The sequence below is a fragment of the Serratia nevei genome (assembly GCF_024160145.1).
Lineage (GTDB): Bacteria > Pseudomonadota > Gammaproteobacteria > Enterobacterales > Enterobacteriaceae > Serratia > Serratia nevei_A.
The window spans coordinates 1-26,700 of record NZ_JAMYWQ010000040.1; the positions used below are offsets into that span (position 1 = coordinate 1).

Annotated in this window: 26 protein-coding genes, 2 tRNA genes and 1 other RNA gene; 19 read left to right on the top strand and 10 right to left on the bottom strand. The window is 61.1% G+C overall.

Annotation, left to right across the window (positions count from 1 at the left end; genetic code table 11):
- Positions 1-183: 183 nt before the first annotated feature.
- On the bottom strand, positions 184-759 hold the full coding sequence (locus M6G53_RS21005) for a hypothetical protein (RefSeq protein WP_253334257.1): 576 nt from the start codon (positions 757-759) through the stop codon (positions 184-186).
- Positions 760-918: 159 nt separating this feature from the next.
- Between M6G53_RS21005 and pabC the strand changes: the two genes are divergently transcribed.
- The 6 genes from pabC (at position 919) to ptsG (ending at position 6,963) form a co-directional block, all read left to right on the top strand.
- The gene (pabC, locus tag M6G53_RS21010; RefSeq protein WP_253334259.1) at positions 919-1,716 is read left to right on the top strand and encodes an aminodeoxychorismate lyase; all 798 of its coding nucleotides are present in this window, start codon (positions 919-921) and stop codon (positions 1,714-1,716) included.
- Positions 1,717-1,729: 13 nt separating this feature from the next.
- Entirely contained in the window at positions 1,730-2,755 is a 1,026-nt protein-coding gene (mltG, locus tag M6G53_RS21015; protein WP_253334260.1) for an endolytic transglycosylase MltG, read from the top strand.
- Complete coding sequence (gene tmk, locus M6G53_RS21020) at positions 2,745-3,383, top strand: dTMP kinase (RefSeq protein WP_253334261.1); 639 nt, start codon at positions 2,745-2,747, stop codon at positions 3,381-3,383. The genes mltG and tmk overlap by 11 nt, the downstream gene beginning before the upstream one ends.
- A complete protein-coding gene (gene holB / locus M6G53_RS21025) occupies positions 3,383-4,390 on the top strand; it encodes a DNA polymerase III subunit delta' (protein ID WP_253334262.1) in 1,008 nt (335 codons plus the stop codon). The genes tmk and holB overlap by 1 nt, the downstream gene beginning before the upstream one ends.
- A 19-nt stretch (positions 4,391-4,409) precedes the next feature.
- Positions 4,410-5,186 carry a metal-dependent hydrolase gene (locus M6G53_RS21030; RefSeq protein WP_253334263.1) on the top strand — a complete coding sequence of 259 codons (777 nt, stop codon included), beginning with the start codon at positions 4,410-4,412 and terminating at the stop codon, positions 5,184-5,186.
- Positions 5,187-5,529: 343 nt separating this feature from the next.
- Complete coding sequence (gene ptsG / locus M6G53_RS21035; protein WP_016928184.1) at positions 5,530-6,963, top strand: PTS glucose transporter subunit IIBC; 1,434 nt, start codon at positions 5,530-5,532, stop codon at positions 6,961-6,963.
- 56 nt (positions 6,964-7,019) lie between these two features.
- On the opposite strand, the gene M6G53_RS21040 is transcribed toward ptsG, so the two are convergent.
- Both M6G53_RS21040 and mntR read right to left on the bottom strand, forming a co-directional pair.
- Positions 7,020-7,343: a DUF4180 domain-containing protein gene (locus tag M6G53_RS21040; RefSeq protein WP_366519515.1), complete on the bottom strand. Its 324-nt coding sequence runs from the start codon at positions 7,341-7,343 to the stop codon at positions 7,020-7,022.
- Positions 7,307-7,777: a manganese-binding transcriptional regulator MntR gene (gene mntR / locus M6G53_RS21045; protein WP_016928182.1), complete on the bottom strand. Its 471-nt coding sequence runs from the start codon at positions 7,775-7,777 to the stop codon at positions 7,307-7,309. Before mntR ends, M6G53_RS21040 begins: the two co-directional genes overlap by 37 nt.
- A gap of 230 nt (positions 7,778-8,007) precedes the next feature.
- Here mntR and M6G53_RS21050 point away from each other — a divergent pair, with 230 nt between their 5' ends.
- Entirely contained in the window at positions 8,008-9,312 is a 1,305-nt protein-coding gene (locus M6G53_RS21050; RefSeq protein WP_253334264.1) for an Nramp family divalent metal transporter, read from the top strand.
- A gap of 37 nt (positions 9,313-9,349) precedes the next feature.
- Here the strand turns inward: M6G53_RS21050 and M6G53_RS21055 are convergent, their stop codons facing one another.
- Complete coding sequence (locus M6G53_RS21055) at positions 9,350-10,099, bottom strand: SDR family oxidoreductase (RefSeq protein ID WP_197658845.1); 750 nt, start codon at positions 10,097-10,099, stop codon at positions 9,350-9,352.
- Positions 10,100-10,198: 99 nt separating this feature from the next.
- Here M6G53_RS21055 and M6G53_RS21060 point away from each other — a divergent pair, with 99 nt between their 5' ends.
- Entirely contained in the window at positions 10,199-10,576 is a 378-nt protein-coding gene (locus M6G53_RS21060) for a winged helix-turn-helix transcriptional regulator (protein WP_253334266.1), read from the top strand.
- Here the strand turns inward: M6G53_RS21060 and M6G53_RS21065 are convergent.
- Entirely contained in the window at positions 10,573-11,478 is a 906-nt protein-coding gene (locus M6G53_RS21065) for a transporter substrate-binding domain-containing protein (RefSeq protein WP_253334267.1), read from the bottom strand. The genes M6G53_RS21060 and M6G53_RS21065 overlap by 4 nt on opposite strands.
- 221 nt (positions 11,479-11,699) lie before the next feature.
- Here M6G53_RS21065 and hinT point away from each other — a divergent pair, with 221 nt between their 5' ends.
- The 9 genes from hinT (at position 11,700) to M6G53_RS21110 (ending at position 18,868) form a co-directional block, all read left to right on the top strand.
- Entirely contained in the window at positions 11,700-12,050 is a 351-nt protein-coding gene (hinT, locus tag M6G53_RS21070) for a purine nucleoside phosphoramidase (RefSeq protein WP_004928776.1), read from the top strand.
- An 11-nt stretch (positions 12,051-12,061) separates the two neighbouring features.
- On the top strand, positions 12,062-12,451 hold the full coding sequence (locus M6G53_RS21075; RefSeq protein WP_253334269.1) for a YcfL family putative periplasmic lipoprotein: 390 nt from the start codon (positions 12,062-12,064) through the stop codon (positions 12,449-12,451).
- A 26-nt stretch (positions 12,452-12,477) separates the two neighbouring features.
- On the top strand, positions 12,478-13,068 hold the full coding sequence (lpoB, locus tag M6G53_RS21080) for a penicillin-binding protein activator LpoB (protein ID WP_253334271.1): 591 nt from the start codon (positions 12,478-12,480) through the stop codon (positions 13,066-13,068).
- Positions 13,049-13,915 (top strand): thiamine kinase, encoded by an 867-nt coding sequence (gene thiK / locus M6G53_RS21085; protein ID WP_253334273.1) that lies wholly within the window; start codon positions 13,049-13,051, stop codon positions 13,913-13,915. Before lpoB ends, thiK begins: the two co-directional genes overlap by 20 nt.
- A gap of 38 nt (positions 13,916-13,953) precedes the next feature.
- Positions 13,954-14,973, top strand: a complete 1,020-nt coding sequence (gene nagZ, locus M6G53_RS21090) for a beta-N-acetylhexosaminidase (protein WP_253334275.1) — start codon at positions 13,954-13,956, stop codon at positions 14,971-14,973.
- Positions 14,974-15,052: 79 nt separating this feature from the next.
- Positions 15,053-15,595 (top strand): alpha/beta hydrolase YcfP, encoded by a 543-nt coding sequence (gene ycfP / locus M6G53_RS21095; protein ID WP_194572894.1) that lies wholly within the window; start codon positions 15,053-15,055, stop codon positions 15,593-15,595.
- 332 nt (positions 15,596-15,927) lie between these two features.
- Complete coding sequence (locus M6G53_RS21100; protein WP_004928794.1) at positions 15,928-17,232, top strand: NAD(P)/FAD-dependent oxidoreductase; 1,305 nt, start codon at positions 15,928-15,930, stop codon at positions 17,230-17,232.
- Positions 17,233-17,587: 355 nt separating this feature from the next.
- Positions 17,588-18,124 (top strand): glycine zipper 2TM domain-containing protein, encoded by a 537-nt coding sequence (locus M6G53_RS21105; RefSeq protein ID WP_168166356.1) that lies wholly within the window; start codon positions 17,588-17,590, stop codon positions 18,122-18,124.
- A gap of 264 nt (positions 18,125-18,388) precedes the next feature.
- Complete coding sequence (locus M6G53_RS21110) at positions 18,389-18,868, top strand: RrF2 family transcriptional regulator (protein WP_084826397.1); 480 nt, start codon at positions 18,389-18,391, stop codon at positions 18,866-18,868.
- A gap of 64 nt (positions 18,869-18,932) precedes the next feature.
- Here the strand turns inward: M6G53_RS21110 and sdeB are convergent, their stop codons facing one another.
- Both sdeB and sdeA read right to left on the bottom strand, forming a co-directional pair.
- Positions 18,933-22,076, bottom strand: coding sequence for a multidrug efflux RND transporter permease subunit SdeB (gene sdeB, locus M6G53_RS21115; protein WP_253334276.1), 3,144 nt, complete (start codon positions 22,074-22,076; stop codon positions 18,933-18,935).
- Positions 22,077-22,100: 24 nt separating this feature from the next.
- Positions 22,101-23,288 (bottom strand): multidrug efflux RND transporter periplasmic adaptor subunit SdeA, encoded by a 1,188-nt coding sequence (sdeA, locus tag M6G53_RS21120; RefSeq protein WP_253334277.1) that lies wholly within the window; start codon positions 23,286-23,288, stop codon positions 22,101-22,103.
- A 295-nt stretch (positions 23,289-23,583) separates the two neighbouring features.
- Here sdeA and M6G53_RS21125 point away from each other — a divergent pair, with 295 nt between their 5' ends.
- The gene (locus M6G53_RS21125; RefSeq protein ID WP_004928813.1) at positions 23,584-23,940 is read left to right on the top strand and encodes a helix-turn-helix domain-containing protein; all 357 of its coding nucleotides are present in this window, start codon (positions 23,584-23,586) and stop codon (positions 23,938-23,940) included.
- A 54-nt stretch (positions 23,941-23,994) separates the two neighbouring features.
- On the opposite strand, the gene M6G53_RS21130 is transcribed toward M6G53_RS21125, so the two are convergent.
- The 3 genes from M6G53_RS21130 to M6G53_RS21140 all read right to left on the bottom strand — a co-directional run bounded on the left by M6G53_RS21130 (position 23,995) and on the right by M6G53_RS21140 (position 24,730).
- Positions 23,995-24,114: non-coding RNA, RtT sRNA (locus tag M6G53_RS21130), on the bottom strand.
- 47 nt (positions 24,115-24,161) lie between these two features.
- Positions 24,162-24,251: transfer RNA gene (locus tag M6G53_RS21135), tRNA-Ser, on the bottom strand.
- Between the two features lie 389 nt (positions 24,252-24,640).
- Positions 24,641-24,730 (bottom strand) — tRNA-Ser (locus tag M6G53_RS21140).
- 447 nt (positions 24,731-25,177) lie between these two features.
- On the opposite strand from M6G53_RS21140, the gene M6G53_RS21145 reads away from it, so the two are divergent.
- Positions 25,178-26,644 (top strand): peptide MFS transporter, encoded by a 1,467-nt coding sequence (locus M6G53_RS21145; RefSeq protein WP_253334313.1) that lies wholly within the window; start codon positions 25,178-25,180, stop codon positions 26,642-26,644.
- The last annotated feature ends 56 nt before the right edge of the window (positions 26,645-26,700 follow it).

Consider the following 26,700-nt stretch of genomic DNA (forward strand, 5'->3'; position numbering starts at 1 on the left):
ACGTAAAGGCCTTCATTCTGCCGGAAAAAAGAAAGCACCGAAGATATGATCGTTCGGTGCTTTATGTTCCGCCTAAATATCCATTCAGCTATAAGTCACGTGAGGCTTAAGTGAACGGCATTAGGTTTTTTAACCGGGCTTTTTTATGCCCGCAAGCTGATGAAAGATGCATCGGGAGTGGCGCTACTTTATAACTTTCGCCGCCTGCAATACAGGCTGTGTGCCAAGTGTGGCATGCCACATGTCGAATTGGGTGCGCCATTCATCGAAGGGAGCGCCTAGCCGGCGTGGATCGCCGCTCATGGAATAGGCCATTCCCTCAATTAGCCATGAAGGTTTGGTCAACATCGCGAGGTTGCCGAAGGATTCGGCCTGACGATAGTGGATCATTTCATGGGTTAAATAGAACGGCGTCCAACCGCGAGGTGCGATAATCAGACCGAGATCGCCGATCGCGGCGGCGGCGCGTTTCTCCATACCGAACATTTCTGCACAGCGTTCAGTGCTGCAGAATACCACTTTCGGGCTGCCGATAAATGGCCCGACGGCAGTAGTGGCGTGTTCATAGCCGGTTCGATAAAGCTTTTGAGCATCTTCTAATTTTGCGACATCATCCGTGCAGAGTGTTGTTGTCTGGCATGTTATTCCCGGAAGCAAGGTGGGGAAGGCAACGCGGAGCTGCTTTATTGTGAGCAGGCCGACAGTCATCAGGATGACGAATAAAGCGATTAATAGTGATGATATCTTTTTATATTTCATGTGGGTGGCCGGGTTCTCCTGATGAATTACTATAGCGTTTGCCGGACTGGATGAGAAGCGAACACATTGAGCGTTTCTGCATGGGCGGCTGTTAAGGTTAAGGATGTCAGCGCCTGCTATTCTGCGTGCGTAATGACTAACCCGGCTACAGGAGGAAGCATGTATTGGATTAACGGACAACGCCACGATGCGCTGGCGCCGAGCGATCGTGGCTTGCAGTTCGGCGATGGCTGCTTTACTACCGCCCGGGTTATCGACGGCAAAATCGAGCTGCTGCCCTGGCATCTGGAGCGGCTGCAGCAAGCGGCGCAGCGGCTGATGCTGCCCGCCACCGATTGGGTTGCTTTCGAACGGGAGATGGCGCTGGCGGCCGAATCAATTCCGCTCGGCGTGGTCAAAGCGATACTGACACGCGGCAGCGGCGGGCGGGGCTACAGCCCGACGGGGTGCGAAAACCCGACGCGTATCGTCGCCCGCAGCGGCTACCCTGCGCACTATTTGCAGTGGCGCGAGCAGGGCATCACGCTTGCGCTCAGCCCGGTGGCGCTGGCGCGCAATCCATTGCTGGCGGGGGTGAAGCATTTGAACCGCCTGGAGCAGGTGCTGATCCGCGCGCATCTTGACCAGACGGCCGCCAACGAGGCGCTGGTGCTTGACACTGCCGGTATGCTGGTGGAATGCTGTGCGGCTAATTTGTTCTGGCGTAAGGGAAAAGCGGTGTTTACCCCGGATCTGAGCCAGGCCGGCGTCGCGGGCCTGATGCGGCGGCGGGTGATCGCGCTGCTGGCGGGGTCGGAATACCGTCTGCACTGCGTCAGTGAACCGCTGGCGGCGTTGGCCGATGCCGACGAAGTGCTGGTGAGCAATGCGCTGATGCCGCTGCTGCCGGTAAACGCTGCGCAATCATGGCGTTATGCTTCACGCCAGCTGTATGATTTTTTGCGTCCACACTGTTAACCATGGCTGATTGATGAAGAAAAGAAAGCTGAAGGTCCTGTCTGTTATTGTTGTTCTGGTATTGGCGCTGCTGTTTTGGGGCTACCAGAAGATCGAACGCTTCGCCAATACGCCGCTGGCTATCCAGCAAGAAACCATCTTCAAACTGCCGGCCGGCACCGGCCGGGTAGCGTTGGAAGGGCTACTGGTGCGCGATAAACTGGTGCGCAACGGGCGCTGGTTCCAGTGGCTGCTGAAGCTGGAGCCGGAGCTGGCGGAGTTTAAAGCCGGTACCTACCGGTTTACGCCGGGCATGACGGTGCGCCAGATGCTGAAACTGTTGGCCAGCGGCAAAGAGGCGCAGTTCACCGCACGCTTTATTGAAGGCTCACGCCTGCGTGACTGGCAGCAAGTGCTGCAGCAGTCCAAATACCTGAAGCACACCCTGGCGGGCAAGAGCGAAGCGGAGATTGCCGCAGCGCTCGGCCTTCCTGCGGGAGAAACCCCTGAAGGGCTGCTTTACCCGGATACCTATCAGTATACCGCCGGCATGAGCGACATCGCGCTGCTCAAACGCGCACACGTGCGCATGAACAAAGCGCTGCAGGCCGCCTGGGCCGGCCGCGACACCAGCCTGCCGTACAAAACGCCGGAAGATCTGCTGACCATGGCCTCGATCGTCGAGAAAGAGACCGCGGTGCCGGAAGAGCGCAGCAAGGTAGCGTCAGTGTTCGTCAACCGCTTGCGCATCGGCATGCGCCTGCAGACCGATCCGACGGTGATCTACGGCATGGGCGAAAGCTATAATGGCAACATCACGCGCAAGGATCTGGAAACGCCGACGCCGTACAACACCTATGTGATCGCCGGCCTGCCGCCAACGCCGATCGCCATGCCGGGTGAGGCCTCGTTGCAGGCGGCCGCCAATCCGGCCAAAACGCCTTATCTCTATTTTGTCGCCGACGGCAAGGGGGGGCATACCTTCACCACCAATCTGGCGAGCCATAACCAGGCGGTGCGCGTGTACCGTCAGGCGTTAAAGGAAAAGAATGAAAAGTAAATTCGTTGTTATCGAAGGGCTGGAAGGCGCGGGTAAAACCACCGCGCGCGATACGGTGGTCAATGTGCTGCGCGAACACGGCATCAGCGACATCGTCTTCACCCGCGAACCCGGCGGTACGCCGCTGGCGGAGAAACTGCGCGATCTGTTCAAACGCGGCATCGACGGCGAATTGCCAACCATCAAGGCCGAAGTGTTGATGCTGTACGCCGCGCGCGTGCAGCTGGTGGAAACCGTGATCAAACCGGCTCTGGCGCGCGGCGCCTGGGTGGTGGGCGACCGTCACGACCTCTCTTCACAGGCTTACCAGGGCGGCGGCCGCGGCATAGACCCGCAGCTGATGAGCTCGCTGCGCGACACCGTGCTGGGGGATTTTCGCCCGGATTTGACGGTGTATCTCGATCTGCCGCCGCTGGTCGGCCTGCAGCGCGCACAGGCGCGCGGCCAGCTGGATCGCATCGAACAGGAGGCGCTGCCGTTCTTTGAACGCACCCGAGCGCGCTATCTCGAGCTGGCGGCGCAGGATGAAACCATCGTCACCGTCGACGCCGCCCAGCCGCTGGAGCAGGTGACCGCGGCGATCCGCGACTGCGTCGGCCACTGGCTGCGGCAGCAGGAAGGCGCATAATGAACTGGTACCCGTGGCTGAACGGCCCTTATCGCCAGCTGATTGGGCAGTACGCCGACGGCCGTGGCCATCATGCGCTGCTGCTGCACGCGGCGGCGGGCAATGGTGACGACGCGCTGGCCTACGGCCTGAGCCGCTGGTTGATCTGCCAGCAGCGCAACGGTGAAAAAAGCTGTGGAGAGTGCCACAGCTGCCGGCTGATGCTGGCGGGCAATCACCCGGATTATCACGTGCTGGCGCCGGAAAAGGGCAAGAGCAGCCTGGGGATCGAGCCGATCCGCCAGGTGATTGAAACGCTGTACGCCCACGCGCAGCAGGGCGGCGCCAAAGTGATTTGGCTGCCGCAGGCGGAACAGCTGACCGAGGCGGCGGCCAATGCGCTGCTGAAAACGCTGGAAGAGCCGCCGGAGAAAACCTATTTTCTGCTGGGCTGCCGTGAGCCGTCACGGCTGATGGCGACGCTGCGCAGCCGCTGCCTATACTGGCATTTGGCGAGCCCGGATGAGCAGCTCAGCCTGCAGTGGTTGGGCAGGCAGGCAGCCGGCTCTCAGACGGACCGCCTCACGGCGCTGCGCCTGCACGACGGTGCGCCGCTGGCCGCCGAACAGCTGCTGCAGCCGCAGCAGTGGCAACAGCGCAGCGCCCTGTGCGCCGCGTTAAGCGCCGCGCTGCCGCAGCGCGATATGCTGTCGCTGCTGCCGGTGTTGAACCATGAAGACGTCGCCGAGCGCCTGCACTGGCTGTGCGCGCTGCTGGTGGACGCGATGAAGTGGCAGCAGGGTGCGCATCACTATGTATTGAATCAGGATCAGCAGCCGCTGGTGCATCAGCTGGCCAGCCTGTTGAGCAGCGCCTCGCTGCAGCAGAGCGTGCAGCAGTGGCTGAACTGCCGCCATCAGCTGCTCAGCGTGGTGGGCGTCAATCGCGAGCTGCTGCTGACCGAACAGTTACTTCGCTGGGAACAGATGCTCGGCGCCGCCGGCTATTCCCACCCTCATTCGCTGTAAAGTAAAAGAGTTAAAAATTATGTTGTTAGTCGATTCTCATTGCCACCTTGACGGCCTGGATTATCAAACGCTGCACCAGAATGTGGACGATGCGCTGGCCAAGGCCAAAGCGCGCGACGTCGGTTATGTGCTGGCGGTCGCCACCACGCTGCCGGGCTACCGATCCATGACCGAGCTGATCGGCAAACGCGACGACGTGGCCTTCTCCTGCGGGGTGCATCCGCTCAATCTGGAAGAGGGCTATGATTACGCTGAACTGCGCCGCCTGGCGGCGGCGGAGCAGGTGGTGGCGCTGGGGGAGACCGGGCTCGATTACTTCTACCAGAAAGACAACCTTGAGCTGCAGCAGGACTCTTTCCGCGAGCATATCCGCATCGGCCGGGATCTGAACAAGCCGGTTATCGTCCATACCCGCGATGCGCGCGCGGACACGCTGGCGATCCTGCGTGAAGAGAACGCACAGGACTGCGGCGGCGTGCTGCACTGCTTCACCGAAGACGTGGCTACGGCCGAAGCCTTGCTGGATCTGGGCTTCTACATCTCCTTCTCAGGCATCGTGACCTTCCGCAACGCCGAACAGCTGCGTGAGGTGGCGCGCTATGTGCCGCTGGATCGCATTCTGGTGGAGACCGATTCGCCTTATCTGGCGCCGGTGCCGCATCGCGGCAAAGAAAACCAACCCGCCTATGTGCGCGATGTGGCTGAATACATGGCGGTATTGAAGGGCGTCAGCCTGGAGCAACTGGCCGAAGCCACCACCGCCAACTTTTCACGCTTATTTCACCTCGAACTGTGATCTTTGACCTAGGCTATAGCTGTAGGTCATTGTCTGCGTAATTTTTTTTAAGCTCGTAATTAATCCTTGAAACGGGTAAGGTTCCCTCCCGTTTCAGAGTGGTTGATGCCTGTTTTTTGGCCTGTTTTGCCCGGGAATGGCCGATTTATGCAAAGTCGGCGCGGCTCGATCATCGAAACGTGATTGTCATCAAACATTGCGCAGGCTATTTATTTTACTCTGCGTAATAAATTCAAGGGGTGCTCAGACACCCTGAATTGCAGGGGTTTTTCTCCCCCCTCTGCAGCGCGAATTATCGCGACAAGAAGTAGCAAAGCATTATTACTCAGGAGCACACTCAACTATGTTCAAGAACGCATTTGCAAACCTGCAAAAAGTAGGTAAATCGCTCATGCTGCCGGTGTCCGTGTTGCCTATCGCAGGTATCCTGCTGGGCGTCGGCTCCGCCAACTTTAGCTGGCTACCTGCGGTAGTCTCCCATGTGATGGCGGAAGCGGGTGGTTCGGTCTTCGCCAACATGCCGCTGATTTTCGCCATCGGCGTCGCCTTGGGCTTCACCAACAACGACGGCGTTTCCGCGCTGGCGGCGGTGGTGGCCTACGGCATCATGGTGAAAACCATGGCGGTGGTTGCGCCGCTGGTGCTGCACTTGCCGGCTGAAGAGATTGCGGCCAAACACCTGGCGGATACCGGTGTGCTCGGGGGGATTATCTCCGGCGCCATCGCGGCCTATATGTTCAACCGCTTCTTCCGCATTCAACTGCCGGAATACCTGGGCTTCTTTGCCGGTAAGCGTTTCGTGCCGATCATTTCCGGTCTGGCGGCGATCGTTCTGGGCGTAGTGCTGTCCTTCATCTGGCCGCCGATCGGTACCGCTATCCAGACCTTCTCGCAGTGGGCGGCTTATCAGAACCCGGTCGTGGCCTTCGGTATCTACGGCGTGGTTGAGCGTGCTCTGGTGCCGTTCGGTCTGCACCACATCTGGAACGTACCGTTCCAAATGCAAATCGGTGAATTCACCAACGCGGCGGGCCAGGTATTCCACGGCGACATCCCTCGCTACATGGCGGGTGACCCAACCGCGGGCAAACTGTCCGGCGGCTTCCTGTTCAAAATGTACGGTCTGCCTGCTGCGGCCATCGCCATCTGGCACTCGGCCAAACCGGAAAACCGCGCGAAAGTCGGCGGCATCATGATCTCTGCCGCGTTGACCTCGTTCCTGACCGGTATCACCGAGCCGATCGAGTTCTCCTTCATGTTCGTCGCGCCGATCCTGTACGTGATCCACGCTATCCTGGCCGGTCTGGCGTTCCCAATCTGCATCCTGTTGGGCATGCGTGACGGCACCAGCTTCTCGCACGGCCTGATCGACTTTATCGTACTGAGCGGCAACAGCAGCAAGATCTGGCTGTTCCCAATCGTCGGCATCGTCTACGGTCTGGTGTACTACACCATCTTCCGCGTGCTGATCGCCAAGTTGGATCTGAAAACCCCGGGCCGTGAAGACACCGCTGCCGAGCAGACTGCGCAGGGCGGTTCCGAAATGTCCGCAGCGCTGGTTCAGGCCTTCGGCGGTAAAGAAAACATCACTAACCTGGATGCTTGCATCACCCGTCTGCGCGTTAGCGTGGCCGACGTGTCCAAAGTTGACCAGGCGGGCCTGAAGAAACTGGGCGCAGCCGGCGTAGTCGTCGCGGGCTCCGGCGTGCAGGCCATCTTCGGCACCAAGTCCGACAACCTGAAAACCGATATGGACGAATACATCCGTAATCACTGATTCAGGCAGGGGAGTTACCAAGGGAGGCGAAAGCCTCCCTTTTTTGTTGCCTGCCGTCAGGCACTAAGGTGCTGATTAAGTTCAGCGAGAGAAGGGAGGAGCCAGACCTGTTCGCCGCGATTGGCTTCACGCACCAAGTCTTGCAGCGCGTTACTTTGCGCCAGCCAGGGAGTGATATCGCCCAGCAGTGCAACGCGCAGGTGGTAGCTGATGAATTTCTGCAATATGGCGCCGGCCACGCCGAGGCGGTTGACGGGGATAGCCAACATCCTGGCATCGTGTTTAAAAGCGGGCGCGATAAACAGGCTGACGTCGTTTTCGTCTTTTAACAGCGGCCCGGGAGTCAGGGTTTGGCGTGCTTCTGCAGGTAATGCTCGAATACCGCCAGCGTTTCGTCCGAGATATGGTGTTCAATCCCTTCGCTGTCCAGCTCGGCGGTTTCGCTCGGCACCCCGAGGCACATCAGCAGATCGACCACGATGCGGTGACGGCGGCGCACCTTCTGCGCCAGCTGCTCGCCTTCCTCGGTTAAAAACACTCCGCGATAGGGGCGCGATTCCACCAGCCCGGCGCTTTTCAGCCGCGCGATATTTTTGATCGCCGTCGGGTGAGATACGCCGAAGCGGCGCGCAATGTCGGTGGTTCTGGCTTCGCGGGTGCTTTGCAGCAAATCGGCGATCAGCTCAACGTAATCTTCGATCAGCGCATTGGACTGCGCTTCGCGGGCGCGGCTAAAACGCAGGGCGTGCTCGGCCTCGTCCGGCATGTCGGTCTGGGCGTGGCGGTCGGCGTTATCTGGCGCGCGGGTAACCATAGCGTGGGGCGTCCTGTAAGCATAAGAATGGCATCTCCCGGCAATGCGGGGAGGGTTGCCCTAAGTTAGTCCAAATAGCACACATTATCAATTCGATGCCACGCATTGTGGTAGTTAGAAATATCTTTACACAAAGCCAGTGTTTTTCGCCTGTTGCATAAAGTGTAGCCGATGCTACATTGTCAGCATGACAGGTGGAAAAATAACCAGTAAAAAATTGAGGGTAATCCATGCGTGACGCGGCAACCACCCCATCGTTAACCGAACGGACCAATATCGCGATTGGTGCCGCCCTTGCCGGGCGCAAGCGCGGCGGCTTTACGCCGCTGCTGTTCGCCGGCCCGGCGGTGATTGCCTCTATCGCCTATATGGATCCCGGTAACTTCGCCACCAACATCCAGGCCGGGGCGAAATACGGCTACAGCTTGCTGTGGGTGGTGGTGATGGCCAACCTGATCGCCATGCTGTTTCAGGCGCTGTCGGCCAAGCTCGGCATCGTCACCAACCGCAATCTGGCGGAGATGTGCCGCGATCAGTTTTCACGGCCGGTAGTGATCGGCATGTGGCTGCTCAGCGAAGTGGCGGCGATGGCCACCGATCTGGCGGAGTTTCTCGGCGGGGCGATCGCGCTGGCGTTGCTGTTCCATATGCCGCTGTTGGCGGGGATGGGCGTGACGGCGGTGATCACCTATGCGCTGTTGATGGTGGAAAAGAAGGGCTTCCGCCCGGTTGAGCTGATGATCGGCGCCCTGGTGGGCATTATTGCGCTGTGCTACCTGGCGGAGATGTTCATCGTGCCGGTGGACTGGCAGGCGGCCGGTATCGGCATGGTGACGCCGCAGTTGCCGGACGCGCAGGCGCTGACCATCGCCGTCGGCATTATTGGCGCCACTGTGATGCCGCACGCCATTTTCCTGCACTCGGGGCTGACCCAACACCGCAGCCCGGCCAGCGACAACGGCGAGCGGCGCAAGCTGCTGCGTTTTTCCAATATCGAAGTGGCGATCGCGTTGGCGCTCGCCGGGCTGGTGAATATCGCGATGGTGATCATGGCCTCGAGTGCCTTCCACGCCGGTAACAGCGACGTGGCCGAGATCGGCACCGCCTACCATACGCTGACGCCGCTGTTCGGCGCCGCTGCTGCCGGCATCTTCCTCGCTTCGCTGATCGCCTCCGGCATTTCCAGCTCGGTGGTGGGCACCATGGCCGGGCAAATGATCATGCAGGGCTTTGTCGGTTTCCGCATCCCGGTGTGGGTGCGCCGCCTGGTCACCATGGTGCCGGCGTTTATCGTGGTGGCCATGGGCGTCAACGCCACCGACGCGCTGGTCTACAGCCAGGTGGTGTTGAGCCTGGCGCTGCCGGCGCCGATGATTGCGCTGGTGATGTTCACCCGCCGCCGCGACATCATGGGCGAGTTCGCCAATGGCCGCTGGACCAGCCTGGCGGCGGTGGTCGGCACGGTGGTGATCGTGCTGCTCAACATGGTGCTGCTGTTGCAGACCTTCGGCGTCGAGATCCCAGGGCTGGGGTGATCTTATGGGCCGCGCAATGCGCGGCCGATTCGCTAAATTATAAATTCCCCACGCCGCCGTCCATCTGCAGCTCGGCGCCGACCATAAACGCCGACTCGTCCGCTGCCAGGAACACCGCCGCTTTGGCCAGCTCCAGCGCGCTGCCCATGCGGCCGATCGGCACCAGCGCGCGGATATCGTCGCGCAATGCCTGCTCATCCGCTTCTGCCAACCCCAGTTTACCCAACGCCGGGGTTTCGGTCGGGCCGGGGCTGAGGCCGTTAAGGCGAATGCCGCGCGCGTGCAGCTCACCGGACAGCGTTCTGGCCAGCGACAGCAAGCCGGCTTTGCTGGCGGCGTAGGCACTGCTCTGCGGCAGGCCGATATGGGCGCTGACCGAACCGCACAGGATCACCGAAGAAGGGTTGGCCAGCAGTGGCAACAGCGCCTGGATCAGGAAGAACGGCCCTTTCAGGTTGATGTCCATCAGCCGCTGATAGCTCTGCTCATCCCACTCCTGCAGCGGGCGATGCGTAACGTCGCCGGCGTTGATGTACAGCACGTCCAGCCGCGGCCACCGTTGCCCCAGCCGCTGCGCCAGTTCGCGCTGCTGCGGGATATCGCCGGCGTCGCTCAGCAGCAACAGCGCCTTGCCCGCCAATGCCTGGCCCGCCGCGTCCAGGGCGCTTTGGCTGCGCCCGGTGATCGCCACCGTCGCGCCCTCGGCGATGAACTGGCGGGCGGTTTCCAGCCCGATGCCGCTGGTGCCGCCGGTAATCAATGCGTATTTGCCTTGCAGTCGTGACATAACCGATTCCTCTTTCGCGTCAGTTGCGGCATTATTTGCGCTATGGTTCCTTTTGCATAGTAGGCACCTTTTGGATACTAAAGGGCGAGGTGGGATGAAATGACGGCGCAAGCGCCATCAGCGGCGGAAAATAATTTGGCGGCGTTGCCGACGCCGGGCGAACCCTGCCCGATGGTGGACTTCGTCAATCTGGTGTCGGGCAAGTGGGCGATACCGATCCTGTACCGGCTGATCGTGATCGACGGCCCGGTGCGATTCAGCGAGCTGCAGCGGGCGGTGGCGCCCATTGCGCAGAAAGAGCTGACGCGCCAGCTGCGGCTGTTCGAGCAGCGTGGCCTGGTGACGCGGCGGGTGTTTCCCGAAGTGCCGCCGCGGGTGGAGTATCAGGTCACCGCGCTGGGCAAGTTGCTGCGGCCGACGCTCGACTCGCTGGCCGAGTGGATGCGCCGGCATGCGCCGCAGCTGATCGGCGGCTAGTCGCCGATGCCCGGGGGGTTGATGGTGGAGCGTTCGACCTTTTCGTCGCCTTCGCCCCAGCGCTCCAGCACCTGCGCGTATTCGCCGCTGACGATCGCGCCATTGATGGCGGCGTTGATGGCGTTCACCAGCCCATTGCCTTTCTTGCTGGTAACCGCCACGTAGGCCACGCTGGGGCCGATGCCGACCATTTTGGTCTTGCCGGTCAGCGCCGCCTTGTAGGCGCCGGCGGAGTGGGGGCCGAAGAACGCGTCAGCGCGCCCGGACTGAATGCTCAGGTTGGTGGTGGCGTCGTCGGTCACGTAGATCGGCTGCACCGGCGCTAACCCGGCGGCGCGGTTTTGCTTATCCCATCCCAGCAGTATGTTTTCCTGATTGGTGCCGGATCCGACGATGATCCGTAGCCCGGCGACGTCCTGCGGCCGGTTGATCGAGGTGATGTTGCTGGTGGATTTGACGTAAAAGCCCAGCGTGTCCACCCGATAGGTCGCGAAGTCGAATTTGGTCTTGCGCTGTTTGGTGACGGCGATGTTGAAGATCGCCGCATCGTATTTGCCGGCGCTGATGCCCAATGGCCAATCCTCCCAGGAGGTGGGCACCAGGTTTAGTTCCAGCCCGAGGCTGTCGGCCACCAGGCGGGCGATGTCGGGATCGCTGCCGATCAGCGTTTTATTGTCCTCGGCGAATAGCGCCAGCGGCGGGGAGTTCTCGAACGCCACCGCCACCGTCAGCTTGCCGGGCACCGCGAAGTGAAAGTCCGCCGGAATCAGTGCGATAGCAGCGGGATTCTGCTGTGCGCGTATCGGTTGTCGGTTAGCCTGCAGATCGATACCGCCTGCCGGGGCGGCCTGAACGGCAGCGCTCAGCAACAGCGCGCACAGCGCTGAAGTTCTCAGTGGCATAGCACCCTCTATCCTTTGTTAATCATGGAGTTACTATTGGCGGCTGCGCGAGGCAAGTAAAGCAACAATAGTGAATAACCAAAGTGAAAAGATGCACAAGCGGGGCGGCGGCCTGCGCGAATCTGCATCACTCGACGCGGAAAGTGCGCAATCAGGTTGAAAGCAGTAGAATTTGTCACTCATACTGCGTACAGCTAATTGTGTAAAACAAGGAACGCCAGATGGCCGAAGAAACGATTTTCAGTAAAATTATCCGCCGCGAAATCCCTGCTGATGTGGTTTACCAGGATGAACTGGTCACCGCTTTCCGTGACATCTCCCCCCAGGCACCCACCCACGTGCTGATCGTTCCCAACGTGCTGATCCCAACCGTCAACGACGTGACCGTTGAGCATGAAGCCGCGCTGGGCCGCATGATCACCGCCGCGGCGAAGATCGCCGAACAGGAAGGCATCGCCGAGGATGGCTACCGCCTGATCGTCAACTGCAACCGCCACGCCGGTCAGGAGGTCTATCATATTCATATGCACCTGGTCGGTGGCCGCTCGCTGGGGCCACTGTTGTCACGCTAAGCGAGGAAATCATGCGCGGTAAAAAAACTCTGCGTGGTCTGATGGCGTTGGCGCTGCCCGTTGCGTTGCTGATGGGGTGCAGTTCGCCGGCCGGCATCGCGGTCAACCAGGGCCAAACGGTGGTGATGGATCCTTCGGTGCTGACCGCCGGCATTTTGGCCGATACGCCCTCGATTTCAAGTGCCTCCGGGCGGGTGATGGCGGCCTCGGTGCTCAACAACAGCCAATCGACGCCGGTCACCGTGCATTACCGTTTCTATTGGTACGACGCGCAGGGGCTGGATATTCGCCCCTTCGAGAAACCGCGCGAGATCGTCGTGGCGCCCGACTCGGACGCCAAAATCTACTCGATTAACGGCAATCTGGACGCTAAAAGCGCGCGTCTGTATCTGTACCTGTAAGCGCTTGCCAGGTTTGGAGAAAAAGCATGAAAAAGTACGTGTTAGTGGCGCTGGCCGCATTGACCCTGAGCGGTTGCCTGTCGCGCCCGCCTGAGCCGGATCGGCCGCTGCCGCCGGTGACCGTCGAGCCGGAACAGCCAACACCGCCGGTAGAGCAGCCACAGCCGCCAACCACCGAGCCGGTGCCGCAGCCGCCGAAAATCCAGCAGCTCGATTGGCTGGGCAGCGTTCAGCCGCTGGTTAATCAGATGCTGAAGGCCGATGGCGTTACGGCCGGCAGCGTGCTGCTGCTAGACAGCGTCAAAAACAACACCAACGGTTCGTTGCAGATGGGCAAAGCCACCGCGGCGCTGTACAAGGCGCTGGCGTCGAACTCCACCTTCAGCGTGGTGCCGGAAGCGAAGCTGACCAGCGCCCGACAAACGCTGGGCCTGTCGGCGGATGACAGCTTCGGTTCGCGCAGCAAGGCGATTGGCCTGGCGCGCATCGTTGGCGCGCAGTACGTGCTGTACAGCGACGTCAGCGGTGACGTGAAGTCGCCGGCGCTGGACATGCAGCTGATGCTGGTGCAAACCGGCGAGATCGTCTGGTCGGGCAATGGCGACGTTAAACGCTGAGGCCGCGCTGCGACGATGGATAGAAACCAGACTGCCGGCGGTGAATACCGCCGGTTGTCATTTCAGCCCGGTGCAGGGGCTGACAGGCGAGAGCTGGCGCATCGACGGCTCGGGCATCACGCTGTTGGCGCGGCAGCAGAGTGCGGAAAAACGCGCGTTGGGCGTGAGCCGGCGGCGGGAGGCGCAGGTCTTGCGCCGCTGCGCATCGGGGCTGGGGCCACGGGTTTTCGCACAAAATAATCAGTGGCTTATCCTTGAATGGCTCGAAGGTGACGTTATCACAGATGCCGGGTTTGCGGCGCTGAATCAGCGCGGCGAACTGGCGGCGATGGCGGCGGAACTGCATCGGCGGCCGCTCAGCGGTTATCGGCTGGATCTGCGGCGGCAGTTCCTCCGCTACTGGCCGCAGCTGGATAGGCGGCGTTTAACTCCTGCCTGGCTGCGCCTGCAGCGCCATTTTTTACGCAGCGCCTTACCACGGCCGCTGCGCCTGGCGCCGCTGCACATGGACATCCACCCAGGCAATCTGCTCGCCACCGGCGAAGGGCTGCGGCTGATCGACTGGGAATATGCCGCCGACGGCGACGTGGCGCTGGATATCGCCGCGCTGTTTCGCGGCAACGGTTGGCCGGCCGAGCAGCAGCAGCGCTTTTTGCAGCACTACGCGCGCCAGGGCTATCACGACGTCGCCCGGCTGCAGGCGCAGGTGCGCCGCTGGCTGCTGTGGGTGGATTATCTGATGCTGCTGTGGTTCGAAGTTCGCTGGCAGCAGAGCGGCGATGCCGAATTTTTGCGCTGGGGCGCGGCGGTGCGCCGGCGACTTTGTTTATCATCATCCGAATTCTGAACGAACAATCATGAAGTGAGGTGCCCGTGGGCCCAGTAATGCTAGATGTCGCCGGCTACGAGCTGGATGCAGAAGAACGCGAAATTTTGAAACACCCGCTGGTTGGCGGATTGATCCTGTTTACCCGCAACTTCCACGATGCGGAGCAGCTGCGTGAGCTGGTGCGCCAGATCCGCGCCGCCTCGCACGATCGGCTGGTGGTGGCGGTGGATCAGGAGGGCGGGCGCGTACAGCGCTTCCGCGAGGGCTTCACCCGCCTGCCGGCGGCGCAGTCGTTCGCCGCGCTGCACGATGCGCAGGAAGGCGGCCGGCTGGCGCAGGAGGCCGGCTGGCTGATGGCGGCGGAGATGATCGCGCAGGATATCGACATCAGCTTCGCGCCGGTGCTGGACATTGGCCACGGCAGCGCGGCGATCGGCGAGCGTTCGTTCCACAGCGATCCGCAGCAGGCACTGGCGATGGCGGAACGCTTTATCCTCGGCATGCACAGCGCCGGCATGAAAACCACCGGTAAACACTTCCCGGGGCACGGCGCCGTCAGCGCCGATTCGCACAAGGAAACCCCGCGCGATCCGCGGCCGCTGGCGCAGATCCGCGAGCACGACATGGCGATCTTCCGCGAGCTGATCAACCGCCGACTGTTGGACGCCGTCATGCCGGCCCACGTCATCTATACTGAAGCGGACCCGCGTCCGGCCAGCGGCTCGCCTTACTGGCTGCAGCAGATCCTGCGGCAGGAACTGGGCTTCGACGGCGTGATTTTCTCCGACGATCTGTCGATGGAAGGCGCCGCCATCATGGGCAGCTACGCCGAGCGCGGCCAGGCGGCGCTCGATGCCGGTTGCGACATGATCCTGGTGTGCAACCACCGCGAAGGTGCGGTCAGCGTGCTGGATAACCTGTCCCCGGTCAAAGCAGAGAAGGTGAAGCGGTTATATCATCGCGGTCAGTTCACCCGTCAGGAACTGCGCGCCTCCGAGCGCTGGCAGCAGGCGCACAAGGCGCTCAGCGCGCTGAGCGAACGCTGGGAGGAGCACAAGCAGCGTTCGCAAGGGTGAGTCCAGGCGCCGCATCGCGGCGCAGAGCGGAAATGATGAGGGCCGCGCCCGCGGCCCTTGGCTTGTTGCGAGGATCCACATGATTATCTATTTGCACGGCTTCGATTCCACCAGTCCCGGCAATCATGAAAAGGTGTTACAGCTGCAGTTTATCGATCCGGACGTGCGCTTCATCAGCTACAGCACGCTGCATCCGCGTCACGACATGCAGCATCTGTTGAAAGAGGTGGACAAGGCGGTGCAGCAGGGCGGCGACGCGTACCCGTTGATCTGCGGGGTCGGCCTCGGCGGCTTCTGGGCGGAGCGCATCGGTTTCCTGTGCGGCATTCGCCAGGCGATGTTCAACCCCAATCTGTACCCGGAAGAGCACATGCACGGCAAGATAGACCGGCCGGAAGAGTATCGCGATATCGCCACCAAGTGCGTGGAGGATTTCCGCGAGAAGAACCGCGACCGCTGTCTGGTGGTGCTGTCGCGGCACGACGAGGTGCTGGATAACCGGCGCAGCGCCGAATTGCTGCATCACTACTACGAAATCGTCTGGGATGAACAGCAGACGCACAAGTTCAAAAACATCTCACCCCACCTGCAGCGGATCAAGGCGTTCAAGGCGCTGGGTTAACAGTTTCATAACGCTGCCGCGAGCCGCGCCCACCGTTTTGCATCGACGGAAAGTGCGGCTTTTTTGTACGCCAAGGTAAAGTTTTTGGTGGCAATCGGCAAAATTTAAAACTGTGACTCAGCGCTAACTATTTGAATCACAATCCCCAAAAAATCCCCGCGTCCAGCCTTTAACCAAAAAAATTTGATGTACGTCAATTTTGGTATGACCAAATAACCTCGCATGTTATTCTGGCCTTAGAGAGCCGATTTATTTTAAGCGAACCCTATGTATTCTAAGGATATTATTTATTTACCCTGGAATAACAAATGGTTCACATTTAGGGGGTTATTTTGACAACGCCAAAGAAGAAAATCGTTATTGTTGGCGGCGGCGCCGGTGGCTTGGAGCTGGCGACCAGCCTGGGCCATAAACTTGGCCGCAAGAACAAAGCGGAGATCACGCTGGTGGATCGCAACCACAGCCATTTGTGGAAACCGCTGTTGCACGAAGTGGCGACCGGTTCCCTCGATGACGGCGTGGACGCGCTCAGCTACCTGGCGCACGCGCGCAATCACCATTTCAGCTTCCAGCTGGGGTCGTTGACCAACATCAACCGCGAGACGCAAACGCTGCAGCTGGCGCAGATCTGCGACGAGCAGGGCGGCGAGCTGGTGCCGGCGCGCGAATTGCCGTACGACATCCTGGTGATGGCGCTGGGCAGCACCTCAAACGATTTCGGTACGCCGGGCGTGAAAGAGCACTGCATCTTCCTGGATAACCCGCATCAGGCGCGTCGCTTCCACAACGAAATGCTCAACCTGTTCCTGAAGTTCTCGGCGCAGCCGGGGCAAAAAGAGCGGGTCAACATCGCCATCGTCGGCGGCGGCGCCACCGGCGTTGAGCTGTCCGCCGAACTGCACAACGCGGTGAAGCAGCTGCACAGCTACGGTTTCGAAGGCCTGGACAACAGCGCATTGAACGTGACGCTGGTGGAAGCCGGCGAGCGCATTCTGCCGGCGCTGCCGCCGCGTATTTCCGCTGCGGCGCACCAGGAGCTGATCAAACTGGGCGTGCGCGTGCTGACCAACACCATGGTGACCAGCGCCGATGCCAAAGGCCTGAACACCAAGGGCGGCGAGTTCATCGACGCCGATCTGATGGTGTGGGCGGCCGGCATCAAGGCGCCGGACTTCATGAAGGACATCGGCGGCCTGGAAACCAACCGCATCAACCAGCTGGTGGTGGAGCCGACGCTGCAGACCACGCGCGATCCGAACATCTTCGCCATCGGCGACTGCGCCTCCTGCCCGAAAGAGGGCGGCGGTTTCGTGCCGCCGCGCGCCCAGTCGGCACACCAGATGGCCTCGCGCTGCGCCACCAATATCCTGGCGCTGATGAACGGCCAGACGCTGAAGCCATACGTGTATAAAGACCACGGTTCGCTGGTCTCGCTGTCGCGCTTCAGCACCGTCGGCAGCCTGATGGGCAACCTGATGCGCGGCTCGATGATGGTGGAAGGGCGCATCGCGCGCTTCGTTTACATCTCGCTGTATCGCATGCACCAGGTGGCGCTGCACGGCTACATCAAAACCGGCCTGATGATGCTGGTAGGCGGCATCAACCGGGTGATCCGCCCGCGTCTGAAGATGCACTGATCCTGCCTTTGTCGACCAACCCGCGCCGGTTCGCCCGCGCGGGTTTTTTTATGGCGGCGCGAGGCGATCGGCGGAGGTTGCTTGATTCTTCAGCATAAGCTGTCGTCGGTATGGGTAAAAATCTTAAGATTCCTCCTAAACAGCGGTGAAATGGCCGTTTTCCCGCATTTTTGGTCCCCTTGTCTTATTGCGGCTCCTCAGATCATTGTGCAGACTTTACCTCGTTTACAGACGGCGCGTCGCGCACGCCGTAAACCGGGATACCGCAAGCCGCCCATGCGCAAAATAATAAGCGCGGTGCAGCCGGTCACAGACCCCGGACAAAATGCGTGGTAACACTTTCAGGAGGTTTCCTGTGAACAAGTCAATGTTAGCCGGTGTTGGGATTGGTATCGCTGCCGCTCTGGGGATTGCCGCGGTAGCCAGCCTGGACGTCTTTTCTGCCGGTCCGCAGTACGCGCAGGTGCTCGCCGCAACGCCGATTAAAGAAACCATCAAAACGCCGCGTCAGGAATGCCGCAACGTCACCGTTACGCACCGTGCGCCGGTGCAGGATGAAAACCGCATCGCCGGGTCTGTGCTGGGCGCAGTGGCGGGCGGCGTGATCGGCCACCAGTTCGGCGGCGGTCGCGGGCGCGACGTGGCGACCGTGGTCGGCGCGCTGGGCGGCGGCTATGCCGGCAACCAGGTGCAAGGGGCGATGCAAAACAACGACGTCAGCACCAGCGTTCAGCAGCGTTGCAAAACGGTCTACGACAAGTCTCAGAAAATGCTGGGTTATGACGTGACCTACAAGATCGGCAATCAGCAGGGCAAGATCCGCATGGATCACGATCCGGGCACGCAAATCCCGTTGGATAAAAACGGCCAGCTGGTGCTGAACAGAGCCTGATCGCCACATTCGAATTAAGCCCGCGGGCAGTGTTAGTTCTGATCGTTTAACCCGGTTAAGCGAGCGGCGTTAACATTGACGCGGGTTTCTGTTTTCTGCCTGCCCAAAAATTTGCGATCGTTCTAATGTCTGCGTGCGATATCACCGGGCAAACCTTCAAAAAAGCCCCCGCGTTTGTTATATTATTGTGCGATAAAGCGGTGTTATCGGCGCCAATCGCCACACCGGTCAAACCCGAGTATTTCGTCTCGCAGAGATAACGACATGTTAGATTTTCGCTTTCCGACAGCGTTGCAAATGGTCCTTAGCGTCGCCGTAGCTGAGAAGCAGGGCATGCGTTCGACGAGCGCCACGCTCGCCGCCACTCTGGAAGCCAACCCCAGCTTTATCCGCAAACTGATGGTCCCGCTGACCAAAGACGGCATCATCGTTTCCACCCTCGGCCGAAACGGCTCTATCCACCTCGGCCGCCCGGCGGAAGAGATCACCCTGCGGGATATCTATCTGGCGGTGATCGACGACAAGCGCATCTGGGCTTCGCGCCCTGAAGTGCCGGCCCGCTGCCTGGTAAGCGCCAACGCCTGCTGGTATTTCAAATCGGTGGTGAACGAGGCCGAGCAGGCCTCGCTTGCGGTGCTGGCGCGCCACACCGTGGCCGATTCGCTGGCCGAACTGGAGCGGGGCGACAAGCGCGCCTGCGCGGAATACGCCGCCGAGCAAGAGGCCGAAGCCGCCGGTAAATAATCGCGATTCGCATGCATTAAAAAAGGTCGGGCATTGCCCGACCTTTTGCATGTTAAGACGATGATTACGCCGTCTGCGGCTGCGCTTTACGCGCCACCAGGCGCCGCAGGGTGACGTAGAACACCGGCGTCAGGAACAGCCCGAACAGGGTGACCCCCAACATGCCGGAGAACACCGTGATGCCGGTGACGCCACGCACCTCGGCGCCGGCCCCGTGGCCGAGGATCAGTGGGATGGTGCCGGCGATGAAGGCGATGGAGGTCATCACGATCGGCCGCAACCGCAGGCGACAGGCCTCCAGCGCCGCCTCGACGATGCCTTTGCCCTGCATTTCCAGCTCGCGGGCGAACTCGACGATCAGAATGGCGTTCTTGCAGGCCAGCCCCATCAGAACGACCAGCCCGACCTGCACGAACACGTTGTTGTTGCCGCCGGTCAGCCACACGCCGAACAGCGCCGACAGCATGGTCATCGGTACGATCAGGATCACCGCCAGCGGCAGCGTCCAGCTCTCATACAGCGCCGCCAGCGCGAGGAACGCCAGCAGCACCGCCACCGGGAACACCACCAGCGCGGCGTTGCCCTGGGTCGATTGTTGGTAGCTCAGATCGGTCCACTGGATGTTCATGCCGTTCGGCAGCAGCTTGCCGGCCATCTGCGTCAGCGCGCCCATCGCCTGGGTAGAGGAGAGCACGCGCGGATCGGCGTCGCCGATCAGGTCCGCCGCCGGGAAGCCGTTATAGCGGATCACCGGATCCGGGCCGTAGGTGGTGCCGATGCTGACCATGCTGCCGATCGGCACCATTTCGCCCTTGTCGTTGCGGGTGCGCAGGTTGGCGATGTCCTCCACGCTGTCGCGGAACTGGCCGTCGGCCTGCGCCATCACCTTCCAGGTGCGGCCGTAGCGGTTGAAGTCGTTGATGTAAGACGAACCGAGGTAGGTCTGCAGCGTGCTGAACAGCGCATTGAGCGGCACTCCTTGCGCCTTGGCCTTGTCGCGATCGATTTTGGCGTCCAGCTGCGGCACGTTGGCCTGATACGAGGAGATCGGGAACCCCATGCCCGGCGTTTGCATAATGGCGCCGGACAGGGTGTTGATCGCCGTTTGCAACGCGCCGTAGCCCAGCCCGGCGCGATCCTGCACATACAGCGAATAGCCGGAGCCCTGGCCGATGCCGAGGATCGGCGGCGGCATGATTGAGAAGGCGAAGCCTTCCTGAATCTGTGAAATGCGCGCGTTGATCTCGGCGTTGATCTGCGCCGCGGTGCGGGTACGGGTACTCAACGACTCCAGCGCGAAGAACACCGTGCCGGTATTCGGCGTGTTGGTGAACTGCAGCGCATTCAGGCCGGGGAAGGCCACCGCATCGGTGACGCCGTCTACGCTCAGGCCGATGGCGCTCATCTTGCGGATCACCGCATCGGTGCGTTCCAGCGAGGCGCCTTCCGGCATTTTCACGCCGCCGATCAGGTACAGCTTGTCCTGCGTCGGGATAAAGCCGCCGGGCACGGTCTTGAACATCACGCCGGCGGCGGCCAGCAGCAGCAGGTAGACGACGAACACCGCGCCGCGCCGGCCCAGTACGCGGGAGACGCCGCGCTGATAGCGTTGCGAGCCGCTGGCGAAGAAGCGGTTGAACGGCCGGAACAGCCAGCCGAACAGCCGGTCTATAAGGCGTGACGGCAGATCTTTCGGCGCGCCGTGCGGTTTAAGCAAGCGCGCCGCCAGCGCCGGCGACAGGGTCAGCGAGTTGATGGCGGAGATCACCGTCGAGATGGCGATGGTGACGGCGAACTGCTTGTAGAACTGGCCGGTAACGCCGGAGAGGAACGCCATCGGCACGAACACCGCACACAGCACCACGGCGATGGCGATGATCGGGCCGGAGACCTCGCGCATCGCCTGGTGCGCCGCCGCCAGCGGCGACAGCCCTTCTTCGATATTACGCTCGACGTTTTCCACCACCACGATGGCGTCATCCACCACGATGCCGATTGCCAGCACCAGCCCGAACAGGCTGAGGGTATTGAGCGAGAAGCCCAGCATATACAGCGCGGCAAAGGTGCCGACCACGGAGATCGGGACCGCCAGCAGCGGTATGATCGAGGCGCGCCAGGTCTGCAGGAACAGAATGACCACCAGCACCACCAGGATCACCGCTTCCAGCAGGGTATCCACCACCGCGCGGATCGAATCGCGCACGAACACCGTCGGATCGTAAGGTGATTTCCAGCTCATGCCGTCCGGGAAGCGGGTCGCCAGCTCGGCCATCTTGCCGCGCACCGCGTCCGACAGTTCGATGGCGTTGGCGCCCGGCGACTGGAAGATACCGATACCGACCGCATCCTTGTTATTGAGCTGGGCGCGCAGCGCGTAGCTGCCGGAGCCCATTTCGATGCGCGCCACGTCGCGCAGCCGCACGATCTCGCCGTTGTCGCCGCTCTTGAGGATAATGTTGCCGAACTCTTCTTCGGTTTGCAGACGACCCTGGGCGTTGATCGACAGCAGATAGTCGCTGCGCGTCGGCATCGGCTCCGCGCCGAGCTGGCCGGCGGAGACCTGCACGTTCTGTTCCTGCATGGCGCTCACCACGTCGGAGGCGGTCAGGCCACGCGCGGCGACCTTGTTCGGATCGAGCCAGATGCGCATCGCATACTCACCGGCGCCGAAGATCTGCACCTGGCCGACGCCCGGCAGGCGGGCCAGCTCATCCTTGACCTTCAGGGTGGCGTAGTTGCGCAGGTACAGCGAATCGTACTTGCCGGAAGGCGAGACCAGATGCACCACCAGCGTCAGCGCCGGGGACTGCTTCTGTGTGGTGATGCCCTGGCGGCGCACGTCTTCCGGCAGGCGCGCTTCGGCCTGCGCCACGCGGTTTTGCACCTGCACCTGCGCCTGATCGGGATCGGTACCGGGGCGGAAGGTGACGGTGGTCACCAGTACGCCGTCGGAACCGGCGACCGATTTCATGTACATCATGTTTTCGACGCCGTTGATCGCTTCCTCCAGCGGCGTGGCCACCGTTTCAGCGATCTCTTTCGGGTTGGCGCCCGGGTATTCGGCGCGCACCTGCACGCTGGGCGGCACCACGTCCGGGTACTCGCTGATCGGCAGCAGCGGGATGGCGATCGCTCCGGCGACAAAAATCAGGATCGACAGCACCGCGGCAAAGATCGGCCGGTCGATGAAAAAACGGGAAAAGTCCATGGGTCAGAAGTCTCTGCTGGGAGCTTAATTGAGTGCGGAAGCGATAGGGTTCATGGCGACGGCTTTCGCGTCGACCGGCATGCCCGGCATAAACACTTTCTGCATGCCGTCGACGATCACCCGATCGCCGTTTGCCAACCCTTGCTGCACGATGCGCAATCCTTCGGCCATGCGGCCCACGTCGATGTCGCGGCGCTGCGCCTTGCCGTCTTTATCGACGATGTAAACGAACTTGCGGTTTTGGTCGGTCATCACCGCTTTATCGTCGATCAGCATGGCGTTGAACTCGGCGCTGCCGGGCATCTGCACGCGGGCGAACAGCCCCGGCGTGAAGCGGCGCTCGCGGTTGTCGAGCAGGGCGCGCATGCGGATGGTGCCGGTCCCGGCGTTCAGCTGGTTATCGGTGAAATCCACCAGACCCTGATGCGGGGTGCCGTCTTCGCCCACCAGGCCGACCTTCACCGGCAGGCGCGCGTCGTGCCGGCCCTGCTGCTGATAGCGCAGGAAGGTGGCTTCATCCACGTCGAAATAGACGTAGACCTTGTCGAGCGACACCAGCGTCGTCAGCACGCTGGCGCTGTCGCCGGCGGTGACCAGGTTGCCGGCGGTGATCATTGCGCGGCTGGCGCGCCCGTCAATCGGCGCGGTAACGCGGGTAAAGTCGAGATTCAGCTGCGCCATGTCGAGCTGGGCCTGCGCCGCCAGCACGTTGCTTTGCGCCTGCGCGGCGGACGACCGGCGCTGCTCCCAGACTTCCTGAGAGATGGCCTGAGTGCCGATCAGTTTCTCGGTGCGCGAGGATTCGCTGCGCGCCAGGGCGGCCTGGTTGCGTGCCCGCACCAGCTCGGCCTGCGCCTGTTCGCGCGCGGCGCGGTAGGTACGATCGTCGATGGTGAACAGCACCTGACCTTTCTTCACCTCATCGCCTTCGGTGTAGTTGACCCGTTCGATGTAGCCGGAGACCCGTGGGCGCAGTTGCACGCTTTGCACCGCTTCGACCCGGCCGTTGAAGGCATCCCATTGGCTGATCGGCTTGACCACCACGCTGGCGGCGCTGACCACCGGCGGCGGTGGCGGGGCGTTGTGCGCGACGCTGTTGTCGCACCCGGCGAGCAGAGTGGCCAGCAGCGCCACCCCGGAGAGCCGCTGGCCCAGAGCGACGGCGCGCGTGCGGCCGCCGGCGTTGAACGATGAGTTTGGTTGATTTGCCATTATTTTTATTCCGATAAGTAAGCGCGGTCAGGCCCCATACCCGGCCCTGTTCTCCGGGATTCGCCCCTGCGCCGGCGTGCGGTGAGGGGGCGGCTGCGCCCAGCAGCGGCGCAGCGTTAGGTTTTGAAACACATTGGTGTCACATTAATGTATCAATATCGGTTACATTAATTGGGTGGAGTATAGTGGCGGCTTTCTGGTAAATGCAATAATAAAAATTGCATTTAAAGCGAAACTGTTGCAACGTATGTGCATCGGGCAGAGGGTGACCCTGCCGAATGATGGGAGCATCAGCATGAACACTACGGGCTTTATTACCGATTTGAAGGCGTGGATCGACAACAATCTGGAAGAGAAACTGGATATCAACACTGTGGCGGACCGCGCGGGCTATTCCAAATGGCACCTGCAGCGCATGTTCAAACGCCAGACCGGCTACGCGCTGGGGGAGTATATCCGCATGCAAAAACTGAAAGTGTCGGCGGAGCGCCTGGCCAACAGCGGCGAGCCTATCGTCAGCGTGGCGATTTCGCTCGGCTTCGATTCGCAGCAGTCGTTCAACCGCAGCTTCAAACGCCAGTTTGGCCAAACGCCGGGCGACTGGCGCCGCGCGTTGGCGCAGCCGGCGTCTATGGGGCGCACGCACCACTGAGCGGTTGGGCCGTGGGGATAAAAAAGCCTGAATTTGCGTTCGGGCTTTTTTGTGTGGCGGTGAGGGAGGGATTGATTCGCTGCGCTCACCCTGCGGGCCGCCGTTGGCGGTCCAAAACGCAGGCGTTTTGTCGAACCCTGTCGAGGGCTCTCACCCTCGCGGCCAGTGCGCTATGCATACAAAAAAGCCTGAACTTTCGCTCAGGCTTTCTCGTTAGAATATGGCGGTGAGGGAGGGATTCGAACCCTCGATACACTTTCGCGTATACACACTTTCCAGGCGTGCTCCTTCAGCCACTCGGACACCTCACCATATTTTTTTGTTGCGAAATCATCGCTGCAACGGGGCGCTACTATAGGGAGTGGGGCCGATCCGGTCAAGAATAATTTCTGTGTTTTTGTTTGTCCGCTCAAGCCGTGCGCACTTTGCTGAAAACTGCGGCGAACGGCAGGGCAGATGTCATGAATGGGCGAGAAAATCAGCGGTAAGGTTCGGGGATAACAGGCGGAAATGAGAATCGCGGTCGCAGAGGGGGGAGATGCGCTGAGCACACCCCTCTCGACGGTGCACCCTGCGGGCCGCCGTTGGCGGTCCAAAACGCAGGCGTTTTGTCGAACCCTGTCGAGGCTTCTCGCCCCTCTCGGCGGTGCACCATGCAAAAAAAAAGCCTGGACGCGAATCCAAGCTTTCTCTTTGAATTTGGCGGTGAGAGAGGGATTCGAACCCTCGATACACTTTCGCGTATACACACTTTCCAGGCGTGCTCCTTCAGCCACTCAGACACCTCACCGTTTTGTTGTCGAAAACGCTTTGCGCTGTCGACGGGCGCTAATGTAGGAGAATCTGATCCCAGCGTCAACCCTCTTATTTCATTCTCATGACCGTTTAGCCAAACTTGCAGCAATTTGCTGATTTACCGAACGATATTCCCACTCGCGGTCGCCGGCGGGCGGGGCAGGCAGCGGTTGGAATCCATGAAAGACGATTGTTTGACTTTTTTCTGCACAGATAGCTCAATATATCGCCAATGAGATTGGGTTGTTTGCTGTTATATGCATTAATACTGGATTATTAGTCAGATGTGTCGCTAAATGGAATCATGCTGGTGCGGCGTTTTTGGCAAGGAACATCACGGCGCCGCGCAGATTGCCGGGTGACAGGCCGGCGATATCGCAGACAGGGACAGACTCATTACATAATAATGCAGTAGAGGTTCGTTTTGACTCCTTCAGATGCCATGCCGGCGCCGCAAGCGCGCCATGCCATTCCCCCCGGTGCGGGGGCGCTATTCTTCATCCAGATCTTCGCCACGCTGGGCTTCGCCGTGCTTTACTCTACGCTGGTGCTGTACGCCACCAAGCGGCTGGGCTTCAACGAAAGCAACGCCAACGCCATGATGGGCGTATTCGGCGCCTTCAACTATGGCCTGCACATGTTCGGCGGCTACCTCGGCGGCCGATTCCTCAGCAACCGCAACCTGTTCGTGCTCGGCATGGTGCTGCAGGTGATCGGCTGCGCGCTGATTGCCGTCGCGGGCGTGTGGGGGCTGTACTGGGGGCTGGCGATGTTCCTGACCGGCAGCGGCCTCAACGTCACCTGCATCAATATGATGCTCACCCAGCGTTTCAAGCCGGACGATGATCGGCGCGAATCGGCGTTCCTGTGGAACTACGCCGGTATGAACCTCGGGTTCTTCGTCGGCTTTACCGTCGCCGGGTATTTCCAACTGACGGAAAACTACCGCGCGCTGTTCCTGTTCGCCACGCTGGGCAACGCGGCGGCGATCATCGTCGCCGTCTGCCGCTGGCGCATTCTGGCGGATCTCAATACCCCGCTGCACGACGCCAGCCGCAGCCAATACCGTTGGCGCATGCTGGTCGGGCTGGCGGTGCTGGTGGCGCTGGTGCCGATCATCCGCGTGATGCTGACCCACGCCGAGTTCAGCGGCCACTTCGTGATCGTGCTCGGCGCGCTGATCTTCCTGATGCTGTGCGTGGTGACGCTGCGCCACCACCCGCGCGATGAGCGCCGCAGGATGGCGGCCTATCTGATCCTGGCGCTGGGCTCGCTGGTGTTCTGGGCGCTGTACCAGCTGGCGCCGATGGGGCTGATGCTGTTCTCCGAGCACAACATCAACCTGAACGTTTACGGCATTCAGGTGGCACCGCAGTGGATCCAGAACATCAACACGCTGGTGATCGTGGTGGGCGGCCCGCTGCTGGCCTGGTGGTTCAACCGCCTGCGCGCTCGCGGTTGCAACATCGACATTCCGCTGCAGTTCTCCGGATCGCTGTTCTGCATCGGCTTGGGCATGCTGGTGCTGCCGCTGGGTATCAGTATGGCGGGCGGCGACGGGCTGGTGGCATTCAAATGGATCGTTATTAGCTATGTGCTGCAAAGCATCGGTGAATTGATGATCTCGCCGATCGGCTACGCCATGATCGGCAAGCTGGCGCCGCCGCGCTATCAGGGCGTGATGATGGGCTGCTGGATGATGGTGACCGGCGTCGCCTCGGTGCTGGCGGGCTACGTCTCCGGCCTGATGCCGGAAAACAGCGGCAGCACGCCGCTGCAAACCAACCCCGGCTACAGCGAAATCTTCAGCGCGCTGGGCTGGGGGGCGACGGGCGTCGGCGTGGCGATGCTGATTTTAATTCCGCTGCTGCGGCGCCTTATCCGGCGCGACGGCCCGTCTGCCGCCTGATTGGCTAACATGCACAACAGCCCCACTGGTCGGGGCTGTTTTTATTTTGGGCTTTA

Bases quoted from the DNA above. Each gene is read 5' to 3' on its own strand.
- M6G53_RS21005 (WP_253334257.1), bottom strand. From the start codon at position 759: ATGAAATATAAAAAGATATCATCACTATTAATCGCTTTATTCGTCATC.
- pabC (WP_253334259.1), top strand. From the start codon at position 919: ATGTATTGGATTAACGGACAACGCCACGATGCGCTGGCGCCGAGCGAT.
- mltG (WP_253334260.1), top strand. From the start codon at position 1,730: ATGAAGAAAAGAAAGCTGAAGGTCCTGTCTGTTATTGTTGTTCTGGTA.
- tmk (WP_253334261.1), top strand. From the start codon at position 2,745: ATGAAAAGTAAATTCGTTGTTATCGAAGGGCTGGAAGGCGCGGGTAAA.
- holB (WP_253334262.1), top strand. From the start codon at position 3,383: ATGAACTGGTACCCGTGGCTGAACGGCCCTTATCGCCAGCTGATTGGG.
- M6G53_RS21030 (WP_253334263.1), top strand. From the start codon at position 4,410: ATGTTGTTAGTCGATTCTCATTGCCACCTTGACGGCCTGGATTATCAA.
- ptsG (WP_016928184.1), top strand. From the start codon at position 5,530: ATGTTCAAGAACGCATTTGCAAACCTGCAAAAAGTAGGTAAATCGCTC.
- mntR (WP_016928182.1), bottom strand. From the start codon at position 7,777: ATGGTTACCCGCGCGCCAGATAACGCCGACCGCCACGCCCAGACCGAC.
- M6G53_RS21050 (WP_253334264.1), top strand. From the start codon at position 8,008: ATGCGTGACGCGGCAACCACCCCATCGTTAACCGAACGGACCAATATC.
- M6G53_RS21055 (WP_197658845.1), bottom strand. From the start codon at position 10,099: ATGTCACGACTGCAAGGCAAATACGCATTGATTACCGGCGGCACCAGC.
- M6G53_RS21060 (WP_253334266.1), top strand. From the start codon at position 10,199: ATGACGGCGCAAGCGCCATCAGCGGCGGAAAATAATTTGGCGGCGTTG.
- M6G53_RS21065 (WP_253334267.1), bottom strand. From the start codon at position 11,478: ATGCCACTGAGAACTTCAGCGCTGTGCGCGCTGTTGCTGAGCGCTGCC.
- hinT (WP_004928776.1), top strand. From the start codon at position 11,700: ATGGCCGAAGAAACGATTTTCAGTAAAATTATCCGCCGCGAAATCCCT.
- M6G53_RS21075 (WP_253334269.1), top strand. From the start codon at position 12,062: ATGCGCGGTAAAAAAACTCTGCGTGGTCTGATGGCGTTGGCGCTGCCC.
- lpoB (WP_253334271.1), top strand. From the start codon at position 12,478: ATGAAAAAGTACGTGTTAGTGGCGCTGGCCGCATTGACCCTGAGCGGT.
- thiK (WP_253334273.1), top strand. From the start codon at position 13,049: ATGGCGACGTTAAACGCTGAGGCCGCGCTGCGACGATGGATAGAAACC.
- nagZ (WP_253334275.1), top strand. From the start codon at position 13,954: ATGCTAGATGTCGCCGGCTACGAGCTGGATGCAGAAGAACGCGAAATT.
- ycfP (WP_194572894.1), top strand. From the start codon at position 15,053: ATGATTATCTATTTGCACGGCTTCGATTCCACCAGTCCCGGCAATCAT.
- M6G53_RS21110 (WP_084826397.1), top strand. From the start codon at position 18,389: ATGTTAGATTTTCGCTTTCCGACAGCGTTGCAAATGGTCCTTAGCGTC.
- sdeB (WP_253334276.1), bottom strand. From the start codon at position 22,076: ATGGACTTTTCCCGTTTTTTCATCGACCGGCCGATCTTTGCCGCGGTG.
- sdeA (WP_253334277.1), bottom strand. From the start codon at position 23,288: ATGGCAAATCAACCAAACTCATCGTTCAACGCCGGCGGCCGCACGCGC.
- M6G53_RS21125 (WP_004928813.1), top strand. From the start codon at position 23,584: ATGAACACTACGGGCTTTATTACCGATTTGAAGGCGTGGATCGACAAC.
- M6G53_RS21145 (WP_253334313.1), top strand. From the start codon at position 25,178: ATGCCGGCGCCGCAAGCGCGCCATGCCATTCCCCCCGGTGCGGGGGCG.